This is a genomic window from Prevotella sp. HJM029 (assembly GCF_000599605.1).
GTDB lineage: Bacteria > Bacteroidota > Bacteroidia > Bacteroidales > Bacteroidaceae > Prevotella.
On the sequence record NZ_AZHT01000025.1, the window covers coordinates 22761 to 28760 of the forward strand.

General features: G+C 40.4%; 8 protein-coding genes. All 8 read right to left on the bottom strand.

Annotation, left to right across the window (positions count from 1 at the left end; translation table 11 throughout):
* Nucleotides 1-118: 118 nt before the first annotated feature.
* A complete protein-coding gene (mobV, locus tag X919_RS0102820) occupies nucleotides 119-1642 on the bottom strand; it encodes a MobV family relaxase (protein ID WP_028898938.1) in 1524 nt (507 codons plus the stop codon).
* A 641-nt stretch (nucleotides 1643-2283) separates the two neighbouring features.
* Nucleotides 2284-2661 carry a hypothetical protein gene (locus X919_RS0102830; protein ID WP_004345314.1) on the bottom strand — a complete coding sequence of 126 codons (378 nt, stop codon included), beginning with the start codon at nucleotides 2659-2661 and terminating at the stop codon, nucleotides 2284-2286.
* 85 nt (nucleotides 2662-2746) lie between these two features.
* On the bottom strand, nucleotides 2747-3457 hold the full coding sequence (locus X919_RS0102835; RefSeq protein WP_253270066.1) for a hypothetical protein: 711 nt from the start codon (nucleotides 3455-3457) through the stop codon (nucleotides 2747-2749).
* Between the two features lie 7 nt (nucleotides 3458-3464).
* Nucleotides 3465-3944 (bottom strand): hypothetical protein, encoded by a 480-nt coding sequence (locus X919_RS0102840; protein ID WP_004345311.1) that lies wholly within the window; start codon nucleotides 3942-3944, stop codon nucleotides 3465-3467.
* Between the two features lie 12 nt (nucleotides 3945-3956).
* Nucleotides 3957-4973, bottom strand: a complete 1017-nt coding sequence (locus X919_RS0102845; protein WP_028898940.1) for a hypothetical protein — start codon at nucleotides 4971-4973, stop codon at nucleotides 3957-3959.
* A 238-nt stretch (nucleotides 4974-5211) separates the two neighbouring features.
* Nucleotides 5212-5490 carry an SH3 domain-containing protein gene (locus X919_RS0102850; protein ID WP_051502379.1) on the bottom strand — a complete coding sequence of 93 codons (279 nt, stop codon included), beginning with the start codon at nucleotides 5488-5490 and terminating at the stop codon, nucleotides 5212-5214.
* A 62-nt stretch (nucleotides 5491-5552) separates the two neighbouring features.
* Nucleotides 5553-5708: a hypothetical protein gene (locus X919_RS0102855; RefSeq protein WP_253270067.1), complete on the bottom strand. Its 156-nt coding sequence runs from the start codon at nucleotides 5706-5708 to the stop codon at nucleotides 5553-5555.
* Between the two features lie 37 nt (nucleotides 5709-5745).
* The coding region (locus X919_RS17010) for a hypothetical protein (RefSeq protein ID WP_028898943.1) at nucleotides 5746-6000 on the bottom strand (255 nt) is incomplete at its 5' end.

The following is a 6000-nucleotide window of genomic DNA, read 5'->3' on the forward strand; positions in this document are numbered from 1 at the left end:
ATATACGTGTTGCGCTATACTTGTATTGAAGTATAAGAAAATAGACATATATACAATCCACATCTTATTCGGATTCACAAACATCTACAATATTCCCCATGAAAAAACATCAACATTATTATCGCTTGATATTCCTTTTCTTACTTGATTTCAGCATGTGCATACCCATTAGGAAACAGCGTTGTCGGAACGCTATATCGTCCTCGTCAGGCTTCTTACCCCAGCCTCCATTAGGCGCGGAACCGCCGCCGGCACTCTGCGAAATCTCTGTTGCCTTATCAAGATAGCCAAGAAAAAGAGCCGTGGCGACCAAGGCAACCTGACTTGAATTTTCTGCCATCTGTTCGAACACAGAACCTTCAGAAAGTCCTTTAGTCGCTTCGTCAAAAGCCACTCTCTGCTCTGGCGGAAGAGACTCACGGTAAGCATTAAATTTGCTATAAGACTTTTGTGCTTCTATCGAGGCCATGTTCCAGCCAACAGCTTGCATTTCATGTAGGACTTGCGTGTTCAGGTTCGGCGCAATGGAGTGTATGTCATCCTTGATTTCCTTATATCGTTCTTCAGTGGCTTCAGTCTGTCCCCTCACTAATTCAAGCTTTCTCTCCGCCTCTGCGAGCTTTCCTTGTTTGTCAATAATTTTCTCTTTCGTTTTTTCAATATCGGCGAGGATTCTTGCACGTTCAATATCAGCCTGCTCCTTGGTTATCTTTCCAACCTTGACATCATTTTCTAACTTCTCAATCTCACGGAGCAAGTCATTTTTATGTTTTTCAAGATTGGCTATCATGGTACCCAATCCCTTCAATCTTGCTTCACCATGCTTAATTGCTTTTTCTTGTTCTGATAGTGTAACCTTGTTTTTCGAAATCTGTCGCTTTTGATCAGCGACATCGCCTTTCAGATGATCAACTTCTTTCTTTAAATCCTCTTTTTTTTGCGCATAATATTCTCCCATCGTTTTATGCTTGTGCCCCGTCTCTGCAATGCTGTCTCCCCGGTCAAGAGAATATTTCTTATTGACCTCCGAGAGTTCATTGTGAAGGGCTGTCATGCGCTGACTATATTCAAACTTACTCTGCCCTGCCATAACCATTTTCCAAGAAAATTTATTTCTCTCTGTTATTGGCAAAATTGTACAATGAATATGAGGGTTTGTTTCATCAAGATGTACTATAAAAGCTGCGATATTCTTTTCACCATATTTTTTACTCATAAACTTGTACATGTCAACAGCCCACTTTTCTATTTCAGGGCTGCGGGTAATTTCCGAATTGTCAGCTCCCTTGTCCAAGTTCACCTGTTGTTCACCGAACGCCAAACGGTGCATCTGATCCCTCGAACCACCCAAGATGAAATTTGCAACAGTCCGGTACTTCGGTTCCGGAAGTCCGAGGTTAGGGTCTATTATATTCCTTGCCTTCAAATTATCTTTGATTCGTTTGGGGATTGAGAGCTGCTTGTCGACTGGAGCTATCACACCTCCTTTGCGAACTTCAAAGTTAAGATGCTCACGTGTCGGGTCAAAAGCATACGATAGTTTTCTCCGGTATGCTTCCGCCGAGAAGTTTCGTAGATGCTCATTGCTTTGAGCAACAGTAATGCCTTTCGTAGGCATAAGATCCATTACTTGTTTTGCCATTTATCGTTATTTCTTTTACTTCATCGTGGGGTGGTTCCTGAATATAAACATTTCAGAACGGTGGAATTCAATATTTCACGAACTATCATTTTTACACTTTTAGAGGGGTCAATGATTACGATTTGTTACCATTAGAGGGGTCAATGGTGGGGTCAATGTGACGAATTGTAATTTTTAGAGGGGTCAGCCCTTTTTGTAAAGGAGTTTTTACTCCCCTCAAAAACACTGCAAATTCACGAACTATCATTTTTACACTTTTAGAGGGGTCAATGATTGCGATTTGTTACCATTAGAGGGGTCAATGGTGGGGTCAATGTAACTTTTACAGGGGTCACCCCCTCCAAAGTATAAGACTGAAAGCTTCATCTCTATATTCGAAATGCCATTTCCGCTTTACCCCTCGGAGAGCCTAATATTGACACGGCTTGCCGCACGAAGTCCCCCCTCGCCGGGGTGGCAATACCCCCAAATTTTGATTTGGGGGGTATTAGGCTACCTCCCAATGTAAAACAATTCATTTCGTTTGCAAAACGATCGCTCATGCGCAAGCGCATGTACCAAGACTTTGTCTTTTCCATCTCCAAGTTCATTAAAAATGAAATGTCAAGCCGGATTTTCGGGATGGATAAAATCCCTCTCCGTCATTTCTCAACATCTTTTGCCGGGGCAAAAACGACGATATCTTTTCGGAGTCTGACCATTTTGCTTGTAACAACATTGAAGACTTCCAAAACATTCATTGTCTCTAAATTCTGGATGAACTTCATGACCGATGGTCGACTCCAGCCCCAAGACTTCGATAGGCATTCTATATTTGCGGCCGTGTCCTCTTGTTTCCTCTCGGAGGTACAATGTCGTGCCACAAGATCCCGAAAGGCCTGCAGGCGAGAAAAACGCTTTGCGTTCTTGTAAGTGTAGTCTCCGCAGAGAAACTTAAGCAGGTCGGAAGACATTCTTACATGATAGTTCTTATAACCATTTTGAACGACTTCTTTATCTATCATTTTATCGTTAGTCATTGTTATTTTATATTATCAATATTATATGTAAAAATCTACCTTTTTCCAATCCACATTTTTATATAAATGTTGTAACCGATAAAGGTCATGCAGCCTTCCTTTCTACCGTGTATTTTTGTGGTATCGGTTTCCTCCCTTTGGGAGCAGCAGGATCATGAAAATTGGGATAGAACAAGGAAGCCATTGCAATAACGAAAAGTACTTCAGAAAGCAAAATATACCTTCCTTCATCGAAGAAAGAAAACAAAATAATTACACAGGAAACACCTATCAGAATCCTTTTGCTATTATGTATTTTCGTGAGTATTCTGTTAGCCAACTTGTAAGAGAAGAACAGTAGTGTCATCCCGAAAGTAATAAGGTAAACGAGGGGGCGGGTCAGAAAGGGATAGAGGTAGTTGTTCATCTTTCGTTGCATGAACGGAGCCGCCGTTTTCTTTCCGCTGATGCTAAGCTGGTCCAACCTCTTTTCTTTTGCCATGGTCTTATATGTGGCAGCCACTTCTCCTGATGCAAAGTTGTCTACACCTTGAATACCGAGAAGAAACAGTAAAAGCAATAATGTAAAAAACTTTCTTGGCTTTTCCCGATGCTTCATCTTGTCATAGAAGTTGATAAGATGAGTGCCTATTCTCCAAACAGACTTCTTCAGCTTCGACATATGGGGCTGTGCTGCCGTAAAAACATTGCGGTATTTTTTCACGCTTTCCCTCCTTGGCTTGATTAGAAAATGATACAGGAAAGGAATGCTCGTCAGCATCACGAAAAGGATTAATTTTAATATTAACATCACCATATTTCTTTCAATTGAAGTTCGACAATGTTTCTGCGTATGATTCTTGTTCCAGAATGTTTTTCTGAAGTTTGGGCATCCGATTCCTTTCGGAAAGCAGCTGATAGTACATCGTTTCCAAACTATCAAAGAAGAATACTGTCATTGAGTCAACGATTCCGTAATTGGTCGATGACAGATAGACAACAAACATTTCATCTTCTACCGGAGTCGAGTATGCCACCACCTTATATACTTTTCCTTTTTCTTCCTTGGAAGCATAGAGAACGTGTATATGCAGTTTCTCCACCAAATCCGATACGAAATTTTCCAACACATGTTGCTCTTCCATGTTAAGAACGACTTCCGTAAAATAAGCATGTTGGATAACGCATATCTGCTGTTCTGTAAAATAGCCAGGGAGTAACTTTATCAACTTCTGATAAAGCAGGAGGATGGAACGCTTGTAAGTTCCGTCTTCAAGTGTGTTGTAGTCTAATGCTTTTTCCATACGATTTTCTATTTATAAAGTTGCTGAAATATACGATTTCAGAAAATATTCTGCCAAAGTGGCTATCAGCTTATTTTCCTCCTCCTTCGTTTTCTTTTTGTTGTCCAGGCGATTCAAAAGTATTGGCAGTTCCTTGGAAATTACCATCAGCTCTTCACGCTGTTTCTTGGTCAATGCAGCCGTTGAATACCCATCCAAGGACACATAGGGCTGAATCAGCATCCAGCGGTAACTGACCCGTTGTTCCTGGCTAAGCTGCTTGTTGTTCAGTATGTCTTCCCTGCACGCAATGGCATTTTGCATGATCCGGCGATTAAAACGCATGGTCAGATACAGCATCGTCCTGTCATTCACTTCATCGTTTTTCTGACCGACAGAAGAGTAAAGCCGGTCAAAAAGCCTTGTTGTCTTTTGGGTTAACCGCTGCATCTCATCCATGGGTACATTGCTAAGGTGTTCCATGAGCGAACGAAAACATCTGTCTTCCTGCCTGATAAAGGTAAGCAATTGAGACTCCTGCTTAAAGTCATGCGTGCTGTTTAGCAACTTGTTGTAGATGGCCAGTATTTGCGGAAGTCCTTTTATCGTCTGTTCTTCGTCAAGCCTTCCATAAAAGTCAGACGCTTTTTTATAGGTGTCTGAACTTTCTATCTTTGCCCGTTCGGAAGCCGTATTGAGTTTAAAGTACATCACGTCATGAAGCGAACGCTGCTTTGAAAAAGCCAGTCGTGTCAGCTCCGTTCTTACAGAATCGGAAATGACAAAATAGGCAAGTGCTATCGGACTCTTCAGGTTAATGGTAGAGTCTTTTGAAAAGACACTGTACGACGAGTCTTTTAGTTCCTGCCACTGTGCCGTAAGGTCAGTTACCTTTTCGATGTCGGCATCCTTGCAAGATTGGATTTCCGACAGCTTTGCTTTACAGGCCTCTATTGCTTCGGTAGAGTTCTGAAATGACGGATGCTTTGTACAGGAAGAGAAAGCAAGTGCCGTCAACGCGAGAGTTAATGATAAGTGATTTCTTCTCATAAAAAAACATTTTAACGGCTGCGAAGATACAAACCTCACGATGAAAATGAGGTATCAAAAAAATAAAAGTCTTATATTAACATTTTCAAAATCTTTTGGAAAAACTTCCTGTCTTCTTATTTTGTTAATGTACATTAAAAAAGTTCCAAATATTTATTATTTGGAACTTTTGATATTTTCATATACTCTCTTATGTGTTTTGCTTAAATGTTAATATTTAGAGGTATAAAAAAATAAGCTAATTAGTAACATTGCTATTCTTGTTACCCACATTGTTCAAGAACTTGACACAAACGGCACTCACAATGACTGCAAGAATTGATATGACAGGGTATGTCTCAACAAAAGCTGTACAGGTTAGAAAAGTTATAAGAATAAGGTGTACGAGTACTACTTCTTTATTGGTGAAGTCTTCCTCTGCAAGCATTGAGAAGAATATATTTTTTGATCTCCACCATTTACCGGCAGCTTCAGATGCCGATAAAACCTTGTTTTTGTGAATTGATAATGTTTTCATCTTGTCTGTATATGAATTGTTTATAATTAGAGTTCCTCCGTATAGAACCACATGGAATATTGTCAACTCCAGCCGTTGAGCTTATAGACTTGCTGCCGTGCTTCCTGCCAGCTGGCCACCCAATGTATGGCGATGATATAACCGTCCATTCTACGCTTCATGATAGTCCAACCTTTTTCGGCTTTCTTGAAGAAGTATCTGTTTGTCTTTATTTTCATAATCTCCTCACTTTTAATGTATAATAGAGAATTCAGGCTAAACAGTATAGTCATGTGCATATCCACACAATCTCCAATTATCCCCCCATTTGTACATCTTGCGAAGGATTGTTGCCAACTTTACTTTCCTGATCTCGTAACTGTTATAAATTGCGTGGAGTTCTCTTGCTGCTTCTATTTTTTTCATACGACTTGACTTAACCGTGTTGTCGAGGGCTGAAGTTAAAATTTTATTCTGGGCATCCCGATTCTCAACCTTTTTATAGTTTTTTCGTTTCTTCGACCCGAACTT